We start from the raw sequence: 21,449 nt of genomic DNA on the forward strand, positions 1-21,449 counted from the left end.
GTCCCTTTCAGTGCGTGCTGTGCAGCTTGTCGAGCTTGGCGGCCAGGACGGCGCCCATCTCGGCGGCCGGGCCCGGCTCCATGAGCAGGTGGTGGTCGGCGTCGAGCGGGTAGTCCTCGATCTCGCCCTCCACGAGCGGCCCCCAGTTGGACCGCCCGGTGGGCGCGGCGGCGGTGCGGCCCCGCATGGCGGTGAAGAACAGGACGTCGCCGCGGAACCGTCCCGGCCGGTACTCCTCGGCCTGGCGGAGCCCGCTCTCGTAGCTGCGGTAGACGTTGACCAGGTCGTCCTCGCCGAGGGTGGCGAGGGCGTCGTCGCGTTCGGCGAGGACCGCCATGATCTGCGCCATGTCCGGGTTGCCGTCCTCGGCGACCATCGTCGCGTCGATGCCGATCGACTCCAGCAGCTCGGGGAGGATCTCGCGCCGCTCGGATTCGAGGTCCTGGCCGTGGTAGGCGTCGATGACGGCGAGCAGGCCGACCCGCTCCCCGGCGGACTGCAGCTGGACCGCCATCTCGTAGGCGACGAGCCCGCCGAGGGACCAGCCCGCGAGGTGGTACGGGCCGGACGGCTGGACGGCCCGGATCTCCTCCACGTAGTCGCGCGCCATCTCCTCCACGGAGCCGGGCGGCTCGGCCCGAGTGAACGCGCGGTTCTGGAGCCCGTAGGCCGGCTGGCCGGGGCCGAGGTGCCGCTGGAGCTGGAGGTAGCTCCAGGCCAGCCCGCCGGCGGGATGGACGAAGAAGATCGGCGGCCGGGTCCCGGACACGCGGATCGGCAGCAGCACCTCGAAGCCGAGCCGGTCCTCGGGCTCGCCGGCCCTGGCCAGCGCCTCGACCGTCTGGTGGGTGAACACGTCGCGCGGGGTGAGCTCGATGCCGGCGTTCCGGGCGCGGGTGGCGAGCTTGAGCGCGGCGATGCTGTCGCCGCCGAGGTCGAAGAAGCTGACGTCGGCGCCGACGCGGCCGAGGCCGAGCACGTCCGCGACGATCGCGCAGAGCCGCTCCTCGGCGGGCGTGCGGGGGGCGCGTCCGGCGGCGGCCCCGCCGTGGTCGGGCGCGGGCAGGGCGCGCCGGTCGAGCTTGCCGTTCGGCCCGACGGGGAACGTGTCCAGCCGGACGAACGCGGCGGGCACCATGTACTCGGGGAGCTTCCGCGCGACGAACTCGCGCAGACCCTCCACCGTGGGCTGTGCCGCGGGGGGTTGCGGGGGACCGTCCTCCTCGGGGGCCAGGTCCGGGGCGATGACGTAGGCGACGAGGGTCTTGACGCCCGGGGTGTCCTCGCGGGCGATGACGGCGACGTTCGCGACGGCCGGGTGGGCGGCGACGGCGGCCTCGATCTCGCCCAGCTCGATCCGGAAGCCCCGGACCTTGACCTGGGAGTCGGCGCGGTCGACGTAGTCGAGGCGGCCGTCCGGCCGCCATCGGACGAGGTCGCCGGTCCGGTACATGCGGCCGCCGGGCGGGCCGAACGGGTCGGCGACGTACCGCTCCGCGGTGAGCGACGGCCGCCGCAGGTAGCCCCGGCCGACTCCGGCGCCGGCGAGGTACGCCTCGCCGACCACGCCGGGCGGGACGGGCCGCAGCCCGGGGTCGAGCACGTACACGCGCATGTCGTCGAAGGGGCGCCCGAGCGCGGGCGTCGTCTCGGACGGGTCGGCGAGCGGCGCCCGCTGCGGGGCGAGGGTGGTGTACGTGGTCGCCTCGGTCGGCCCGTACATGTTGCAGACCTCGGTGTCCGGGCACGCGGCGAGGACCTTGCGCATCGCGGCCGGTGAACCGGTCTCCCCGCCGGTCAGCACCTCGCGGAGCCCGGCGAACGCGTGCGGCCGCTCGTCCGCGACGAGGTTGAACAGCGTCGTTGTGATGAACAGCCCCGTGAGGTCCTCGGCCGTGATGATCTCTTCGAGGGCCTCGCCGTCCAGGTGCCCGGGCGGGGCGACGACGGCCGTCCCGCCGCGCAGCAGCGGCGTCCACATCTCGTAGGTCGAGGCGTCGAAGGCGTGCGGCGAGTGGACGAGCACCCGGTCGTGCGCCCCGTTCCCGAGCCGCTCCTCGGTGGCGAGGTCGACCGCGTCGCGGTGCGAGACCATGACGCCCTTGGGCGTCCCGGTCGAGCCGGAGGTGAAGAACACGCAGGCGAGCTGCTCCGGATGGCACTCGACGCCCGGGTCGGTGCCGGGCTGCGCGGCGATCCGCGGGTCGTCGTCCACGACCACGATCCGCGCGGACGTGCCGAGGCCGTCGGCGCGGTCGCGCATGACCGAGTCGACGAGGAGGACGGGGGCGCCGACCTCGGCGACCGCCCACGCCATCCGCTCGGGCGGGTGGCCGTGGTGGATCGGCGCGTACGCGCCGCCCGCCTTGAGGATCGCCAGCGTCGCCACGACGGTTTCGGCGGATCTCTCCAGCAGGACCGCGACGGGCGTCTCCGGGCCGACTCCGAGCCCGAGGAGAAGGTGCGCCAGCCGGTTGGCGCGCGCGTTCAGTTCGGCGTAGCCGAGCGACCGGCCGGCGGCGCGGACGGCGACGGCGTCGGGTGTCCTCGCCGCCTGGGCGGCGAAGCGGGCCGTGAGGGTGCCGGGGCGGCGGGCCGTGGCCGGGCCCTGCCAGTCGCGGAGGACCTTGGCGCGCTCGTCCTCGTCCAGCACGTCCATGCGGCCGAGGGGGAGGTCGGGGTGGTAGGCGATGGCGTCGAGGACGCGGGTGAGGCGGCGCATCAGGCGGGCCGCTTCGGCCTCGCCGCAGAAGTCGGTGCGGTGGTCGATGCGCAGGGAGAGGCCCCGGCCCGGGACGGCGGCGAAGGTCAGCGGGTAGTGCGACGCGTCGTAGCCGTCGACGTCGTGGAGGGAGAGGCCGCCGAGGTCGGTTCCCGCGGCGTCCGGGTCGAAGGGGTAGTTCTCCAGGACGGTCATCGTGTCGAACAGCGTCCCGGTCCCGGTGAGCCGCTGGATGTCGGACAGGCCGAGATGGTGGTGCTGCATCAGCGCGGCCTGCTCGTCCTGGAGGCGGGTGAGCGCCTGCGCGACGGTGTCGGCGGGACGGACGCGGACCCGGATCGGCAGCGTGTTGATGAACAGGCCGATCATCTGCTCGACGCCCGGGAGTTCGGGCGGCCGGCCGGAGACGGCGGCGCCGAACACCACGTCGGTCGAGCCGGTGAGGCGGCCGAGCAGCGTCCCCCAGGCGAGCTGCAGGACGGTGTTGAGGGTGACGCCCTGGGCTCGGGCACGGGCGTTGAGCGCCGAGGTGAGCTCTTCGGTGAGGCGGGTCCGGACACGCCCCGGGGCGCCGGTGACCGGGTCGCCCGCGCCGGGGGCCACGAGGGTGGGCTCGTGGACGCCGTCGAGGGCGCGGCGCCAGGCGTCCTCCGCGGCGGCGCGGTCCTGCCGCGCGAGCCAGGCGAGGTAGTTCTTGTACGGGGCGACGCGCGGCATCCCGGTGTCGTCGCCCTTGGCGAGGTACAGCGCGAACAGCTCGGTCTGCAGGACGGGCGTGGACCAGCCGTCCAGCAGGATGTGGTGGTTGGTGAACACCATGCGGTGCAGGCCGTCCGACAGCTTGAGGAGCAGGAAGCGCAGCAGCGGCGGCCTCGCCATGTCGAACGGCCGGGCGCGTTCGGCGTCGGCCAGGTCGCGGGCCCTGGTCTCGCGCTCGGCCTCGGGCAGGGCGGACAGGTCCTCCTCCCGCCACGGTAGGCGGACCGTCCGGTGGACGACCTGGACGGGCGAGCCCTCCTTGCGCTGCCGGAAACCGGCCCGCAGGTTGGCGTGGCGGCGCAGGAGCGTACCGGCGGCGGCGCGCAGCGCCTCCCCGTCGAGAGGGCCGCGCAGGTCGAACACGATCTGGGCGGTGTAGACGTCGTGGCCGGAGTCGTAGAGGGCGTGGAAGAACAGGCCCTGCTGTAGCGGGGACAGCGGGAGGATGTCCTCAAGCTGCGACGTGCTCACTCCAGCTCCCATTCGCCGTCGAGCTCGGCGGCGAGCTCGTCGATCTCCTCCTGGCTGACGTCCACGAGGGACAGGTCGGACGGGGTGAACCCGCCGACCGGCCCTTCGGCCGCGCCCTCGGTCACGTGCGCGGCCAGGCCGCGCAGCGCCGCGTACCAGCGCCCGGCGAGGTCCTCGACCGCGGCGTCGTCGAACAGGCGGCCCGCCCACGTCCACGTCGCGGACAGCTCGGGGCCGTCCGGCAGGTCGCGGGTGTGCGCGTTGACCTCGATGGCGTGGACGAGGCCGAGCGCAGCGTCCTGGCCGGGGCCGAGCGCGGCGCTGTCGTTCTGGTCGGCGGGGCCCCAGTCGGTGGCCTCGGGCGCGGCGGTGCGGCCGAGGTAGTTGAACGCGATCTGCGGAGGCCGGCCGCCGCGGGCGGCCGGGTCGAGGTAGCGGAGGAGCCCGTGGCCGATGCCGTTGTCGGGGATCTCGCGGAGCTGCTCCTTCACCCGCTTGAGCGCGGTGCCGACGGCCTGGCCGCCGTCGCGGACGTCGGCGGGGTCGACCCAGCCGGCGTCCAGGCGGACCGGATGGATCGAGGTGAACCAGCCCGCGGTGCGGGACAGGTCGACGCCGGGGACGATCTCTTCGCGGCCGTGCCCTTCGAGGTCGACGAGGACGGCCGTCTCGTCGGTGACGCCGCGGTCGCGCCGCCATTCGGCGACGGCCAGGGCGAGGCCGGTGAGCAGCACGTCGTTGACCCGTCCGTGGAACGCGGCGGGGACGTCGGTGAGCAGCGGCGCGGTGACGTCGGCGGGCAGGTCGAGCGTGAGGTGCCGCGCCGTCCCGAACGTGTCGGCCGCGGGATCCAGGGGATGGGCGCCGAGGACGGGGTCTGGGGTGGCGAGGACGTCGTCCCAGAGCGGCATCTCGGCGGTGCGGACGGGGTCGGACGCCTCGGCGGCGAGGCGCTGCGCCCAGCGGCGGAACGAGGTCGGCACGGGGTCGAGGTCTCCCCCGGCCCAGGCGGTGACGAGGTCGGGCAGGAGGATGCGCCAGGACACGCCGTCCACGGCCAGGTGGTGGAGGGTCAGCAGGAGGCGCCCGGACGCGGCCGGGCCGGCATCGAACCAGACGAGCTGCGCCATCGTCCCGGCGGCCGGGTCGAGGCGGCGGCGTGCCTTCTCCGCCTCGTCGGCGAGGACGACTCGCAGTGCCTCGGCGTCGAGGCCCGCGACGTCCACCCGGCGGACGAGCGGGGCGGCGTCGACCGTGCCCGGCTCGGTGACCTCGAAATCGGTGCCGTCGACGCGGAGCCGGAGCATGTCGTGGTGGTCCAGGAGGGTCTGGAGCGCGGCGGCCAGCCTGCCGGTGCCGAGGTCCGGCGGGACCTGGAGCAGGACCCGCTGGCTGTAGCCGGCGACGGGGCCGTGGAGGTCCTGGAACCAGCGCATGATCGGGGTGGCCGGGATCCGGCCGATGCCCGCGCCCGGCGGTTCCGTCTCGATCCGCTCGCCCTCGCCGACCGGCGTGGCGGTCGCGGCCAGCTCCTCGACGGTCTGATGCTGGAACACATCGCGGGGGGTGATGACCAGACCGGCCTGGCGGGCGCGGGAGACGAGCTGGATCGCGATGATCGAGTCACCGCCCAGATCGAAGAACCCGTCGTTTACCCCTACCCGCTCCAGACTGAGTACCTCGGCGAACAACCCGGCGAGGGTCTCTTCCTCCGGGGTGCGGGGGGCGCGGGACGACACCTTCGCGGTGAAGTCGGGATCGGGCAGCGCCCTGCGGTCCAGCTTCCCGTTCGCGGTGAGCGGCAGGGCGTCCAGTTCGACGACGGCCGCCGGGACCATGTAGCCGGGCAGATGCCTGCCCGCGAAACGGCGCAGCTCGGCGGTGTCGACCCCGTTGCCCACCACGTAGGCGACCAGCCGGTCGTCACGGACGATCACGGTAGCGCCCTGGACGGTCTCGTGCCTGGTCAGGACCGACTCGATCTCGCCCGGCTCGATCCGGAAACCGCGCAACTGAACCTGCTGGTCAGCGCGCCCCAGATATTCAAGGCGACCGTCCTTCAACCACCGCCCGAGGTCACCCGTCCGATACATACGGGTTCCGGACTCACCGAACGGGTCAGCGACGAACCGCTCGGCCGAGAGGCCGGGACGGTTGAGGTAACCGCGCGCCAACCCGGCGCCAGCGACATACAGCTCACCGACCACCCCAGGCGGAACCGGCTGAAGGCGACCGTCCAAGACGTACACGCGCAGATCAGGGATCCCGACACCGATGACGCTCCCAGGCGCGGTCGCGGCCTGGACCCGGTCAAGCGCCAGATACGAGACGTGCACGGTCGTCTCGGTGATCCCGTACATGTTGACCAGCGTCGGAGCGTCCTCCTCATGCCGGGAGTACCACTCCTCCAAACGCCCCAGATCCAGCGCCTCACCACCGAACACCACGTACCGCAACGCCAGATCAGCGCGCGGACGCTCCTTGTTGGCGGCCATCAACTGGTAGAACGCCGACGGCGTCTGGTTCAGAACCGTGACCCGCTCCCGCTCCAGCAAGCTGAGGAAGTCTTCCGGGGAACGAGACGTCAGGTACGGCACGACCACGAGCCGACCGCCGTACAGCAACGAACCCCACAGCTCCCACACCGAGAAGTCGAACGCGTAGGAGTGGAACAACGTCCACACATCATCCGACCCGAAACCGAACCAGCCTTCCGTGCAACGCAGCAGCCGCACCACATTCTGATGCGGAACCACCACACCCTTGGGACGCCCCGTCGAACCCGACGTATAGATCACATACGCCGGATGGTCCGGGGAGATGTCGAGACCAAGGTTCGTCTCGTCGTACCCGACCGCGTCCAAATCCTTCGGGCGCAAGGTCAGGACCGGCTCGGCGTCCTCGACCATGTAGGCGATCCGATCCTCCGGATAATCCGGATCGATCGGCACATACGCCGCACCCGCCTTCAACACCGCAAGGATCGCCACCACCAGATCCACCGAACGCGGCAGAGCCAGCGCGACGAACCGCTCGGGCCCGACGCCCTGCGCGACCAGCCGCCGCGCAAGACGATTCGCCCCCGCATTCACCTCCGCATACGTCCACGACACACCCTCGAACGACACCGCCACCGCCCCCGGACGAACCGCCGCCTGCGCCTCGAACAGCGCCGGGATCGTCGCCCGCTCCACGGCGCCGCCCTTGCCGCCGGCCCAGCGGCGCAGGAGGGTGCGGCGTTCGGTCCTGTCGAGAATCTCGGCGGCGGTGACCGGCGCGTCCGGGTCGGCGACGAGCTCGCGGACGAGACGCTCGAAGCGCTCCGCGATCGTCTGCGCGGTGGCGGGGTCGAAGAGGTCGAGGGCGTATTCGAGACCGGCCTCGATCCCGCCGGGCGTCCCGTCGTCGTCGTGCCGTTCCTCCAGGTAGAGGGACAGGTCGTACTTGGCCACGCCCGCCGTGAGGGGTTCGGCGCCGCCGGTGAGGCCGTCCATTTCCAGCCGCGCCTCGGGGTTGTTCTGGAAGGACAGCACGACCTGGAACAGCGGGTGCCGTGCCATCGACCGCGCCGGGTTGAGGACCTCCACGAGCCGTTCGAACGGCAGGTCCTGGTGCGCGTACGCGGCGAGGTCGGCCCCCTTCACCCGTGCGATCAGCTCCCGGAACGTCGGGTCGCCGGAGGTGTCGGTGCGCAGGACGAGCATGTTCACGAACATGCCGACCAGGTCGTCCAGGGCCTCGTCGGTGCGGCCCGCGATCGGCGCGCCGATCGGCACGTCCGTCCCGGCGCCGAGGCGGGTGAGCAGGGCGGCGTAGGCGGCCTGCATGACCATGAAAAGGCTCGCGCCGCTCTCGCGGGCCAGGGCCAGCAGCCCGGCGTGCAGGTCGGCGTCCAGTTCGAAGGCGTGCGTCGCGCCCCGGTAGGACGCCTCGGCCGGGCGCGGCCGGTCGGTGGGAAGCGCCAGTTCCTCGGGCAGGCCGTCCAGCGCGTTCCGCCAGTAGGCGATCTGCTTGGAGATCAGGCTGTCCGGATCGTCCTCCGACCCGAACAGTTCACGCTGCCACAGCGTGTAGTCGGGGTACTGGACGGGCAGCGGCGCCCACTGCGGCGCCCGGCCTTCCGCGCGGGCCGCGTAGGCGAGGATCACGTCGCGGGCGAGCGGCGCCATCGACCAGCCGTCCGCCGCGATGTGGTGCAGGACGAGCACGAGGACGTGCGTGTCGGCGCCGAGCGCGAAGAGCCGCGCCCGCAGCGGCGGCTCCACGGACAGGTCGAAGCCCTGACCGGCAGCGGCGGCGAGCGCGGCCGGCAGCGCGTCCTCGCCGGTCTCGGTGACGTCGAGGCGGGGGCGGGCGTCCGCCGGGTCGAGGACGAGCTGCCGGGCGCTGCCGGTCCCGTCCGGGAAGATCGTGCGGAGCGACTCGTGCCGGGCGACGACGTCGCCGAGCGCGGAACGCAGCGCGTCCAGGTCGAGGGCTCCGTTGAGGCGCAGCGCGACGGGCATGTTGAACGTCGCCGACGCGCCCTCGAACCGGTTGAGGAACCAGAGCCGCTGCTGGGCGTACGACAGCGGGACGACGTCGGGGCGCTCGGCCGGCACCAGCGGCGGGCGGACGTCGCCGGCCGCGTCCGCGAGGCGTCCGGCGAGACCGGTGACGGTCGGCGCCTCGAACAGCGCCCGGACGGGCAGTTCGGCGCCCAGCGCGGTCCGGATCCTGCTGACGAGCCGGGTCGCGGTGAGCGAGTCGCCGCCGAGGTCGAAGAACCCGTCGTCCACGCTCACCCGCGGCACGCCGAGGACCTCGGCGAACAGCCCGCAGAGGATCTCCTCATGCGGCGAGCGCGGCGCGCGGCCGGCGGGCGTGCCCGCGTCGGGGGCGGGCAGCGCGGACCGGTCCAGCTTGCCGTTGACGGTGAGCGGCAGGCCGTCCAGGACGGTGAGGGCCGGGACCATGAAGTCGGGCAGCCGCTCGGCCGCGTACCGGCGGACGGCGGCGACGTCGACGTCCGGCCCGGCGAGGTAGGCGGCGAGGCGCCGGTCCCCGGGACGGTCCTCGCGGACGATCACGGCGGCCTGCGCGACGCCGGGGCATCCGGCGAGGACGCTCTCGATCTCGCCCGGCTCCACCCGGTAGCCGCGGATCTTGACCTGGTCGTCGGCGCGGCCGAGGTACTCGATCGTCCCGTCCGGGCGCCATCGGGCCAGGTCGCCGGTGCGGTACATGCGGTCGCCGGGGGCGCCGAACGGGTCGGCGACGAACCGCTCGGCGGTCAGGCCGGACCGGTCGAGGTACCCGCGGGCGAGCTGGGCCCCGGCCAGGTACAGCTCCCCGGGGACGCCGGGCGGGACGGGCTGGAGCGCGGGGTCCAGCACGTACGCGCGGGTGTTTCGCTGGGGGGCGCCGACGGCCGGGCGCTCGCTGCGCGCGACCACCTGGTTCATCGTGTCGATCGTCGACTCGGTCGGCCCGTAGAGGTTGCGCGTGGTGATCCCGGGGATCGCGCGGAGTTCGGCCCACAGGCTCTCGCCGATGGCCTCGCCGCCGAGAAGCAGCTGTGCCGGGAGGTGCCGGCCGTCGTCGTCCAGGAGGCCTGCTTCGCGGAGGGAGGTGAAGTGCGACGGGGTGGTGTTCACCAGGTCGATCCGCGCACGCGCCACGTACGCCGTGTACGCGTCCACGTCGCGGCGGGTCTCGTCGTCGATGAGGTGCAGCTCGTGGCCGTACATCATCCACAGCAGGCCCATCCAGGAGGTGTCGAACGAGAACGACGCCAGATGGGCGAACCGCATCCTGTGCCCGCCGGCGGCCTCGATCGCGGGATCGATGAACGCGTCCCGGTGCGCCTCGAAGTAGTTGAGCAGTCCCGCGTGCGAAACCGTCACGCCCTTCGGCCGCCCGGTGGACCCCGACGTGTAGATGACGTACGCGCCGTTCGCCGCACGTAGGGGCCCCACCCGCTCCGCGTCGGACGGGTCGTGCGCGGGCCGTCCGGTGGTGTCCGGGAAGTCGTCGGCCGTGATGGCGAGGGCCGGGCGGCAGTCGTCCAGCATGAAGGCGATGCGCTCGGACGGGTACTCCGGGTCGATCGGCACGTAGGCGGCGCCCGCCTTGAGGACGCCCAGGATCGCGACGACGATCTCGGGGGTGCGCGGGAGGACGAGGGCGACGCGGTCTTCGGGGCCGATGCCCCGGGCGATGAGCTCGTGGGCGAGGCGGTTCGCGCGCTCGCTCAGGTCGGCGTAGGTCAGGCGCGTGTCGCCGCAGACGAGAGCCACGTCGGACGGGGTACGGGCGGCCTGGGACTCGAAGAGGGCCGGGAGGTTCCCCTCCGGGACGTCGGCGGCGGTGTCGTTCCAGGCGGCGAGGGCCGCGCGTTCGGCGTCGCCGGCGAGGCCGACGGCGCCGATCGGGCGCCCGGCGTCCTCGGCGAACGCCTCCAGGAAGCGCCGGACGCAGGCCAGCAGGGACTCGACGACCGGGTGTTCGAAGACGTCGGGCCGGTAGTGCAGGCGGAGCGACAGCCTCTCACCGGGCACGGCCACGAACGACAGCGGGAAGTGGGTCGCGTCGTAGGAGTCGGCCTCGGTGATGCGGACGCCGTTGAGGGACCCGTCCATCGAGGACGGGTCGAACGGGTAGTTCTCCAGCACCGTCATCGTGTCGAACAGCGCACCGCCGTGGCCCGCCGCGCGCTGGATGTCGGTGAGGCCGAGATGGTGGTGGGCGAGGAGCTCGGTCTGCTCGTCCTGGAGCCGTTCCATCAGCGTGCCGAGCGGCTCGTCCAGGCGGTACCGGACGCGGACGGGCAGCGTGTTGATGAACAGCCCGATCATCTGCTCGATGCCGGGCAGCTCGGGCGGGCGGCCGGACACGGTCGCGCCGAACACGACGTCGTTCGTCCCGAGGAGGCGCCCGAGGACGAGGCCCCACGCGCCCTGCAGGACGGTGCTCAGCGTGACGCCGTGGCGGCGGGCCGCGCGGGTGAGGCGGCGCGTGGTGCGCTCGTCCAGCTCGGTGACGGTCCGCTCGGGGCGTTGGGGGGCACGGGCGGCGGCCTCGGGGGCGACGAGGCTCGGTCCGTCCACGCCGTCGAGGGCGCGGCGCCACGCGTCCTCGGCGGCGGCCCGGTCCTGCCGCGCGAGCCACGCCAGGTAGTCCTTGTACGGGGTGACGCGCGGCATCCCCGTGTCGTGGCCGCCCTGCATGTAGAGCAGGAACAGCTCGGTCGCGAGGATCGGCGTGGACCAGCCGTCCAGCAGGATGTGGTGGTTGGTGAGGACGAGCCGGAACCGCTCCGGCCCCATCCGGACGAGCACGAACCGCAGCAGCGGCGGCGCGGTCATGTCGAAGCCGCGCGCCCGCTCCCGCGCGACGACGGCGTCGGCCTCGGCCCCGGACGCGGTGATCTCCTCCCACGGAAGGCCGACCGTGCGCGGGACGACCTGGACGGGACGCGACAGGTCCTCGTGCCAGAACGCGGCGCGCAGGTTGGCGTGCCGGCGCAGCAGCGTCCCGGCGGCGGTCCGCAGCGCGGCGGCGTCCAGCGGCCCCTCAAGGTCGAGGACGATCTGCGCCGTGTAGACGTCGCCGTCGCCGGAGTCGAACAGGGCGTGGAAGAAGAACCCCTGCTGCAGCGGTGACAGCGGCAGGATGTCCTCAAGGTCACCCCGGTTCACCACTTCTGCCTCCACGCGGTCTGCAGCTTGTCGATCTCGCCCTGGTCCAGGTCGACGAGCAGGTCCGACGGGGTGAAGCCGCCGGCCGCACCGTCGGTGACGTCCGCGACCAGGGCGCGCAGCGCCGCGAACCAGCCCTCGGCCAGCTCCCGGACGTCACCGGGGTCGAGCAGCCCGCCCGGCCACGTCCAGGTCGCCGACAGCACGGGTCCGCCGGGCAGGTCGCGGGTGAGGGCGTTGATCTCCAGGACGTGCGCCATCGGCATGCGCGGGTCCTCGCCCGCGGGCAGTTCCTCGGCGGCGAGGGTCCAGTCGCCGCCGTCCCCGCCGCCGTCGACGCGGCCGAGGTAGTTGAACGCGATCTGCGCGGGCGGGATCTCGGCCAGTTCCGCGTCGGCGTCCAGGTACCGCAGCAGCCCGTAGCCGGGGGCGTCCGGGACCGCCCTGAGCTGCTCCTTGACCTTCTTGACGGCGGCGCCGCCGGTCGCGGTGCCCGCGTCCAGCCGGACGGGATGGAGCGAGGTGAACCACCCGGCCGTGCGGGAGACGTCGGCGCCGGGGACGGCGGCGTCGCGGCCGTGTCCTTCGAGGTCGACGAGAACGCCGGTGCCGCGCCCGCCGTGCCGCCTGCGCCATTGGGCGAGGGCGACGGCGAGGCCGGTGAGCAGCACGTCGTTGACCCGTCCGTGGAACGCGGCGGGGACGTCGGTGAGCAGCGGCCCGGTGACGTCGGCGGGCAGGTCGAGGGTGAGCGAGCGGGCGCGGTCCGCGATGTCCCTGCGCGGGTCGAGCGCGCGGGGCGCGAGCTTCGCGGGCGGGCCGTCGACGATGTCGAGCCAGTCCTCCACCTGGTCCGCGCTCCGCTCGACGGCCGCGAGCTTCTGCGCCCAGCGGCGGAACGACGTCGGCACGGGCTGGAGCTCTCCCCCGGCCCAGGCGGTGACGAGGTCGGGCAGGAGGATCCGCCAGGACACTCCGTCCACTACGAGGTGGTGGAGGACGGCGAGGAGGCGGCCCTGCTCCTGGCCCGCGTCGAACCAGACGAGCTGCGCGACCGTTCCGGAGGACGGGTCGAGGCGGTCGCGGGCGGCGGCGGCCTGCTCGGTGATGACGGTGGTGAGCTTGTCGGCGTCCAGGCCCGCGACGTCGACGCGGGTGACCAGGTCCCGCGCGTCGGACGAGCCCGGCGGGCGGACGACCGGCTGCCAGTGCCCGCCGTCCACGTCCAGGCGGAGCCGGAGCATGTCGTGGTGGTCGAGGAGGGTCTGGAGGGCGGCGGTGAGCCGCTCGATGCCAAGGTCGGGCGGGGTGCGCAGCAGCATCGACTGGTGGAAGCCCCGGATCAGCGACGCGTCGCCGCGGACCCGGTCGCGGAGCCAGGCGACGATCGGGGTGACCGGGACGGGCCCGACGCCGGCGCCGGGCGGTTCCGTCTCGATCCGCTCGCCCTCGCCGACCGGCGTGGCGGTCGCGGCCAGCTCCTCGACGGTCTGATGCTGGAACACATCGCGCGGCGTGATCACCAGGCCCGCCTGCCGGGCGCGGGAGACCAGTTGGATCGCGATGATCGAGTCACCGCCCAGATCGAAGAACCCGTCGTCTACCCCCACCCGCTCCAGGTTGAGCACCTCGGCGAACAACCCGGCGAGGGTCTCTTCCTCCGGGGTGCGGGGGGCGCGGGACGACACCTTCGCGGTGAAGTCGGGATCGGGCAGCGCCCTGCGGTCCAGCTTCCCGTTCGCGGTGAGCGGCAGGGCGTCCAGTTCGACGACGGCCGCGGGAACCATGTGGCCGGGCAACGACCGTCCGGCAATTCGACGCAGCTCGGCGGTGTCGACCCCGTTGCCCACCACGTAGGCGATGAGCCGGTCGTCACGGACGATCACGGCAGCGCCCTGGACGGTCTCGTGCCTGGTCAGGACCGACTCGATCTCGCCCGGCTCGATCCGGAAACCGCGCAACTGAACCTGCTGGTCAGCGCGCCCCAGATATTCGAGGCGACCGTCCTTCAACCACCGCCCGAGGTCACCCGTCCGATACATACGGGTTCCGGACTCACCGAACGGGTCAGCGACGAACCGCTCGGCCGAGAGGCCAGGACGGTTGAGGTAACCGCGCGCCAGACCCGCACCCGACACGTACAGCTCACCGGTGACACCGGGCGCGACCGGCTGGAGACGGTCGTCCAGGACGTAGACGCGCAGGTCGGGAATGCCGACACCGATGACGCTGCCGGGCGCGGTCGCCGCGTAGGCACGGTCGAGCGCGAGGTAGGAGACGTGCACGGTCGTCTCGGTGATCCCGTACATGTTGACCAGCCTCGGAGCGTCCTCCTCATACCGGGAGTACCACTCCTCCAAACGCCCCAGATCCAGCGCCTCACCACCGAACACCACGTACCGCAACGCCAGATCAACGCCCGGACGCTCCTTGTCGGCGACCATCAACTGGTAGAACGCCGACGGCGTCTGGTTCAGAACCGTGACCCGCTCCCGCTCCAGCAAGCTGAGGAAGTCTTCCGGGGAACGAGACGTCAGGTACGGCACGACCACGAGCCGACCGCCGTACAGCAGCGAGCCCCACAGCTCCCACACCGAGAAGTCGAAGGCGTAGGAGTGGAACAACGTCCACACATCATCCGACCCGAAACCGAACCAGCCTTCCGTGGAGCGCAGCAGCCGCACCACATTCTGATGCGGAACCACCACACCCTTGGGACGCCCCGTCGAACCCGACGTATAGATCACATACGCCGGATGGTCCGGCGAAATGTCGAGACCAAGGTTCGTCTCGTCGTACCCGACCGCATCGAGGTCTTCCGGGCCGAGGGTCAGGACCGGCTCGGCGTCCTCGACCATGTAGGCGATCCGATCCTCCGGATAGTCCGGATCGATCGGCACATACGCCGCACCCGCCTTCAACACCGCAAGGATCGCCACCACCAGATCCACCGAACGCGGCAGAGCCAGCGCGACGAACCGCTCCGGCCCCACACCCTGCGCGACCAGCCGCCGCGCAAGACGATTCGCCCCCGCATTCACCTCCGCATACGTCCACGACACACCCTCAAACGACACCGCCACCGCCCCCGGACGAACCGCCGCCTGCGCCTCGAACAGCGCCGGGATCGTCGCCCGCTCCACGGCTGCCGCGTCGCCTCCGGCCCACTCGCCGAGAATCAGAGACCGCTCCTCCGGCGCCAGCACGTCGGCGGATCCGATGGGCGCGTCCGGGTCGGCGACAAGCGCCGCGAGGTACCGCTCGAAACGTTCGATGAGGCGTCGCGCGGTGGACGGGTCGTAGAGGTCGAGCGCGTACTCCAGCTCGCCGTCGAGCCCGTCCTCCCGCTCGGTGAGGATCATCAGCAGGTCGAACCGGGACACGCCCGCGCTGAGCGGCTCCGGCTCGGCGCTGAACCCGGGCATCTCCAGCCGCGCCTCGGGGTTGTTCTGGAAGGTGAGCCCGACCTGGAACAGCGGGTGGCGGGCCAGGTGGCGCGGCGGGTTCAGCACCTCGACGAGCCGCTCGAACGGGACGTCCTGGTGCGCGTACGCCGCGAGACCGGTCTCCCGGACCCGCCCGACAAGTTCCCGGAACGTCGGGTCGCCGGAGGTGTCGGTCCGGAAGACGAGCATGTTCACGAACATGCCGACCAGGTCGTCCAGGGCCTCGTCGGTGCGGCCCGCGATCGGCGAGCCGATCGGCACGTCCGTCCCCGCGCCGAGGCGGGTGAGCAGGGCGGCGAACGCGGCCTGGGCGACCATGAACGGGCTGGCCCCGGTCTCCTGCGCGATCTTCAGCAGGCCGGCGTGGACGTCCGCGCCCAGCCGGAACCGGGCCGTCCCGCCCCGGTAGGACGCCTCCGCCGGACGCGGCCGGTCGCTGGGAAGCGCCAGCTCCTCCGGCAGCCCGTTCAGGGCGTCCCGCCAGTAGGCGATCTGCTCGGAGATCAGGCTGTCCGGGTCGTTTTCGGAGCCGAAGAGCTCCTGCTGCCAGAGCGTGTAGTCGGCGTACTGGACCGGTAGCGGCGCCCACTGGGGCGCACGGCCCCCGGCCCGCGCGGCGTAGGCGGTGATGAAGTCGCGGGCCAGCGGCGCCATCGACCAGCCGTCGCCGCCGATGTGGTGCATGAGCAGCAGCGCCACGTGCTCCCGCGGCCCGACCCGGAACAGGTGGGTGCGGAGCGGCGGCTCGGCGGAGATGTCGAAGGCGTATCCGGCGGCCATGGCCAGCCGCGCCGGCAGCTCCGCCTCGGTCGTCTCGGTGACCTCCAGCTCGGGCCGGGCGGCGGCCGGGTCCAGGATGAGCTGGCGGGGCACTCCCCCGCCGTCGGGCAGGATCGTGCGGAGCGACTCGTGCCGGGCGACGAGGTCGCCGACGGCGGCGCGGAGCGCGTCCGCGTCCAGCGGCCCGCGGATGCGCAGCGCGACCGGCATGTTGTAGGTCGCGGACGGCCCCTCGAACCGGCTGAGGAACCAGAGCCGCTGCTGCGCGTACGACGGCGGGATCACCTCGGGGCGTTCCCGCGGCTTCAGGGGCGGGCGCCCGGGTGCGGCGCCGCCGCCGAGCACCGCGGCGAGGCCCGCCACGGTCGGGGCCTCGAACAGCGCGCGGACGGGCAGCTCGACGTCGAGGGCGCGGCGGATCCGGCTGACGACCCGCATCGCGACGAGCGAGTTGCCGCCGAGCGCGAAGAAGTCGTCGTCGGCGCCGACCCGGTCCACGCCGAGCAGGTCGGCGAAGACGGCGGCGACGGCGCTCTCCGTCTCCCCGGCCGGTGCGCGGTACGCGGTCGCCGGGGCGATCGTCAGTTCGGGCTTCGGGAGCACCTTGACGTCGACCTTGCCGTTCGGGGTCAGCGGCATCTCGTCCAGGACGACGACCGCGGCGGGCACCATCGACTCCGGCAGGCTCTCGCGGATGTGGGCGCGCAGCTCCTCCGGGTCGGGCGTCATGCCGGGCGCCGCGACGACGTACGCGACGAGCCGCTTCTCCGCCGGGCCTTCCCCCGCGGCCTCGGCGGCTTCGACGCCGGGCAGGTCCAGCCCCTCGACGGTGACCGCGCCGCCCGACGCGACGGCGGCCTCCAGCGTCCGCCGGAACAGGCCGGTGAGACGCTCGGCCGTGCCCCGGTCGAACAGGTCGAGCGCGTATTCGAGGGTTCCCGCGAACCCGCCCGAGCCGTCGGCGGCGTCCTCCAGGAGGAACTCCAGGTCGAACTTGGCGACGCCGGGGTCCACCGGCTCGACGGCGACGTTCAGGCCGGGCAGCTCGACGGTCGCCTCGGGGTTGTTCTGCAGGGTCAGCATCACCTGGAAGAGCGGGTGCCGCGCCAGCGACCGGACCGGGTTGAGCACCTCGACGAGCCGCTCGAACGGGACGTCCTGGTGCGCGTAGGCGGCGAGGTCGGTCTCCCGGACGCGGGCGAGCAGCTCCGCGAACGACGGGTCGCCGGAGGTGTCGGTCCGCAGCACCAGCGTGTTGACGAAGACGCCGACCAGGTCGTCCAGGGCCTCGTCGGTGCGTCCGGCGATCGGCGAGCCGATCGGCACGTCCGTCCCGGCGCCGAGGCGGGTGAGCAGGGCGGCGAGCGCGGCCTGCAGGACCATGAACACGCTGACCTGGTGGTCGCGGGCGAGCGTGCGCAGCCCCTCCGACAGCTCCGCCGGGAGCTCGAAGGCGACCTGCCCGCCCCGGTAGGACGCGCGGGCGGGGCGGGGGCGGTCGTGCGGCAGCCTGATCTGGTCGGGCAGCCCGGCGAGGGCGTCCTTCCAGTAGGCGATCTGGCGCGCGGCGAGGCTGCCCGGGTCGGTCTCGTCGCCGAGCAGCTCGCGCTGCCAGAGCGCGTAGTCGGCGTACTGGACGCCGAGCGGCGCCCACTCGGGGGCGCCGCCGTCACGGCGGGCCAGGTAGGCGGTGATGACGTCCCGGGCGAGCGGCGCCATCGACCAGCCGTCGCCGGCGATGTGGTGCAGGACGATGAGGAGCAGGTGCTCGTCCCCGCCCGATTCGTTCCTGCCCGATTCGTCCCGGCCGAGGCGGTAGAGGTGGGCGCGCACCGGGAGGTCGTTCGCGAGGTCGAAGCCGCGCGTGGCGTCCACGAACAGCGCGCTCTGGAGGTCGTCGGGCTCGGCGGCCTCCAGCCGCGGCCCGGCCTCGTCCGGCGGAAGGATCACCTGGCACGGTTCGCCGTCGACCTCGCCGAACAGGGTGCGGAGCGACTCGTGCCGGGCGACGACGTCGCGCAGCGCGTCCCGCAGCGCGTCCTGGTCGATCGCGCCGGTGAGCCGCAGCGGGATCGGCAGGTTGTAGGTGGCGGTGGGCCCTTCGAGCCGGTTCAGGAACCAGAGCCGCTCCTGCGCGTGCGACACCGGCAGCGGGACGGGGCGTTCCGCCGTTCGCAGCGCGGGGCGTTCCGCGGCGCCGGCGGACGCGATGTACTCGGCGAGGCCCGCGACCGTCGGCGCCTCGAACAGGGCCCGGACCGGGAGCTCCACGTTCAGCGCGGCGCGTGCGCGGGCGACGACGCGGGTCGCCTTCAGGGAGTCGCCGCCGTGGTCGAAGAACCCGTCGTCGACGCCGACGCGCTCCAGGCCGAGGACGCTCGCGAAGATCCCGCAGAGGATCTCCTCGCGGGCGTCGCGCGGGCCGCGGGCGGTGAGGCCGCCGGTGAAGTCCGGTTCGGGCAGCGCGGCCCGGTCGAGCTTGCCGTTCGGCGTGAGCGGCATGGCGTCCAGCACGACGATCGCGGACGGCACCATGTAGTCCGGCAGCGTCCGCGCGACGAACGCGCGCAGCTCGGCGGGGCCGGCGGGGCCGACGACGTACCCCGCGAGGACGGTGTCGCCGACCGCGTCCCGGCGGGCGACGACCACGCTCTGCGCCACGGCGGGGTGGGCCGACAGCGCGGCCTCGATCTCACCCAGCTCGATGCGGAAGCCGCGGACCTTCACCTGGTGGTCGAGGCGGCCCAGGTACTCGATGTGCCCGGCGCGGTTCCAGCGGACGAGGTCGCCCGTCCGGTACATGCGCTCGCCGGGTCCGCCGTACGGGCACGCGACGAACCGGTCCGCGGTCAGGCCGGGGCGGCTCAGGTAGCCGCGCGCCAGGCCGTCGCCCGCGACGTAGAGTTCGCCGGGCACGCCGACCGGGACGGGCTTGAGCCGGTCGTCCAGCACGTAGGCGCGGGTGTTGGCCATCGGGCGGCCGATCGGCGCGAGCCCCTCGGCGTTGCCGTCGTCGTGCCAGCCGGTGACGAAGATCGTCGCCTCGGTGGGGCCGTAGATGTTGGAGATCCGCGCGTCCGGCAGCAGCGTCCGGAGGTCCCGGACGAGCTGCGGCGGCAGCGCCTCCCCGCCGAGCGCCACGTAGTCGGCCTCCAGCCGGACCTGGGAGGACGCCCCCGCGGCGCCGGCGCCGTGCCGGCCGACGCGCGCCAGCAGCACCGCGACCACCGACGGGACGCCGCTGATCAGCGACCCGGACCAGCCGCCGCGCTCGGCGATCTCCAGCAGGTCGCGGACGACCTCGATCTCGCCGCCGGCGGTGAGCGGCACCAGCCACTCGAACACCGACACGTCGAAGTTGAGGGACGTGGAGAACAGGACCCGCCGCATGCTGCCGGGCCCGTAGCGCTCCATCGACTCGGCGCAGAAGTCCACGACGTTGGCGTGGGAGATGACGACGCCCTTGGGGCGGCCCGTCGAACCGGACGTGTAGATGATGTACGCCGGGTTGGCGGGACGCAGCGGCCGGACGCGCTCGGCGTCGGTGACGTCCTCGCCGGAGAGCCCGTCGAGCGAGAGCGCGTCGAGTTCGACGCGGGGCGTCCCGCCGGGCAGTGCGGCGTCGCCGGTGGTGATGACGCAGGCGGGGGCGGCGTCCCCCAGCATGTAGGCGATGCGGTCGGGCGGGTACGCCAGGTCGATCGGCTGGTACCCGGCGCCCGCCTTCAGCACGGCCAGCGCCGCCACGACCAGGCCGGCGCCGCGCGGCAGCGCGAGGGCGACGAAGTCCTCGGCGCCGACCCCGCGCCCGATCAGGTGGCGGGCGAGCCGGTTCGCGCGGGCGTTCAGCTCGGCGTAGGTGAGCCGGGTGCCGCGGTCGACGACGGCGGTGGCGTCCGGTGTCCGGGCGGCCTGCGCCTCGACCAGCTCGGGGACGACGGCCGGCGCGACGGGCACCGCCGTGTCGTTCCACTTCTCCAGGACGAGGGAGCGCTCGGCGTCGTCCAGCAGCTCGACCTCGCGGAGCGGCGTGGACGGGTCGGCGTCGCCGAGGGTGCGCAGGAACCGGACGTAGCGGTCCAGGTGCGTGGAGACCTGGTCCTCGGTGTAGAGGTCGGGGTGCGCCTCGAAGTCGACGCGCATGCCGGCGCCGTCGAAGTTGTCGTAGATGTTGATCGACAGGTCGTCGATCGGCCCGATCGTGATCGCGTGCATCCTCGCCGGCAGGCCCGCGAAGTCCAGCCGGTAGTCGAAGGCCATGACGTTGATGACGGGCCCGTGGAGGCGGCGGCGCTCGCCGAGGAGCTTCAGGTCGCGCAGCAGGTCCTCGCGCCGGTACCGCTGGTGGCGCAGGGCCCGCGCGGTCGCCCGCGTCACCGTGCGGACGAGGTCGTCCACCGTCATGTCCGGGCGGACGCGCACCCGCAGCGGCAGGATCGTGGCCAGCATCGCCGGGGTGTCCAGCGCGACCTGGGACGTGCGGCCGGTGACGGCGAGGCCGAGGATGACGTCCTCGGTGCCCGTCATCCGCGCCACGTACGCGGCGGTCGCGGCGATCGCGAGGCCCTGCGTGGCGGTGCGCAGCCGGCGGGCGCCCGCGGCGAGCCCGGCGGTCTCGTCCGGCGGGACGACGGTGACCAGGCTGAGGTAGTCGGCGGTCGGCTCGGCCATCTCCTCCGCGAGCGATACCGCGACCGGCTTGTCGGCGAACCGCTCGGTCCAGTAGGCGCGGTCCCGCTCGAACCTCTCCGACGCCCGGTAGGCCTCCTCGTCGGCCAGGACCTTCCGGTAGTCGCCCAGCTCGGCGGGGACGTACTCGCCGCCGTTCGCCAGCGACGTGTACACCTCGGCGGCGCGGCGGCTGATCAGCGAGCCGCTGTGGCCGTCCTGGATCACGTGGTGCGCGCGGATGAACCACCAGTGCCGGTCCGGGGACAGGCGCAGCAGGGCCGTGACGTACAGCCGGTCGGCGTCCAGCGGCAGCGGCGCCGCCATCCGCTCCCTGACCCACGCCCGCGCGGCGGCCTCCGGGTCGGGCTCGCCGGACAGGTCGACGAGCGGGATCGTCGCGGTCGCGTCCGGGTCCAGGATCTGGTGCGGCAGGCCGTCCCGCTCGGCCAGCCGGGCGGTGAGGGCCGGCACCTCGTGGACGGCGCTGCGCGCCACCCGGTCGAACAGCTCATGGTCGACCGGGCCCTCGATCTCGATGTACTGCGCGATGTGGATCGGCGTCTCTGGCGCCAGTTGCTGCGCGTACCAGACGCTCTTCTGGGCGGCCGAAAGGGGAACGTACTCGGTGGACATCAAGCGGCACTTTCGGGGTCGCAGGGGGTTCGCATTACGCCTGGCATCGGAACCGGCAAGGCGCCGGGATGCAGAAATTCAAAGAGAATGACCACAGAACTGACCGGGTTTCCCCGTCCCCTTTCACCCCGAGTCCCTTCCGGGTACGCGATCGGCCCGCGCGATCCCGGAGTCAACGCCCTGTGTTCCCGCCAATACGGAGCGCCGCCGCTTTCCGTACTCGATCGGACCCGCCCTCGACCCACGTTCTACTCAGGAGTAGCGGGGTCACAGTCAACCAGCCTGTCA

The 21,449-nt window shown here is 73.2% G+C and carries 3 protein-coding genes; all 3 read right to left on the reverse strand.

Translation table 11 applies throughout. The features are described from left to right. Positions 1 to 7: 7 nt before the first annotated feature. The 3 genes from K8Z49_RS11430 to K8Z49_RS11440 are packed head-to-tail and all read right to left on the reverse strand — an operon-like array spanning position 8 to position 21,161. Positions 8 to 3,952: an amino acid adenylation domain-containing protein gene (locus K8Z49_RS11430; protein WP_412518647.1), complete on the reverse strand. Its 3,945-nt coding sequence runs from the start codon at positions 3,950 to 3,952 to the stop codon at positions 8 to 10. Next, positions 3,949 to 11,631 (reverse strand): amino acid adenylation domain-containing protein, encoded by a 7,683-nt coding sequence (locus tag K8Z49_RS11435; RefSeq protein WP_412521035.1) that lies wholly within the window; start codon positions 11,629 to 11,631, stop codon positions 3,949 to 3,951. Before K8Z49_RS11435 ends, K8Z49_RS11430 begins: the two co-directional genes overlap by 4 nt. After that, a complete protein-coding gene (locus tag K8Z49_RS11440; protein ID WP_412518648.1) occupies positions 11,628 to 21,161 on the reverse strand; it encodes an amino acid adenylation domain-containing protein in 9,534 nt (3,177 codons plus the stop codon). The genes K8Z49_RS11435 and K8Z49_RS11440 overlap by 4 nt, the downstream gene beginning before the upstream one ends. Positions 21,162 to 21,449 lie beyond the last annotated feature (288 nt).

It is taken from the genome of Actinomadura madurae (assembly GCF_047130825.1).
Classification (GTDB): domain Bacteria; phylum Actinomycetota; class Actinomycetes; order Streptosporangiales; family Streptosporangiaceae; genus Spirillospora; species Spirillospora madurae.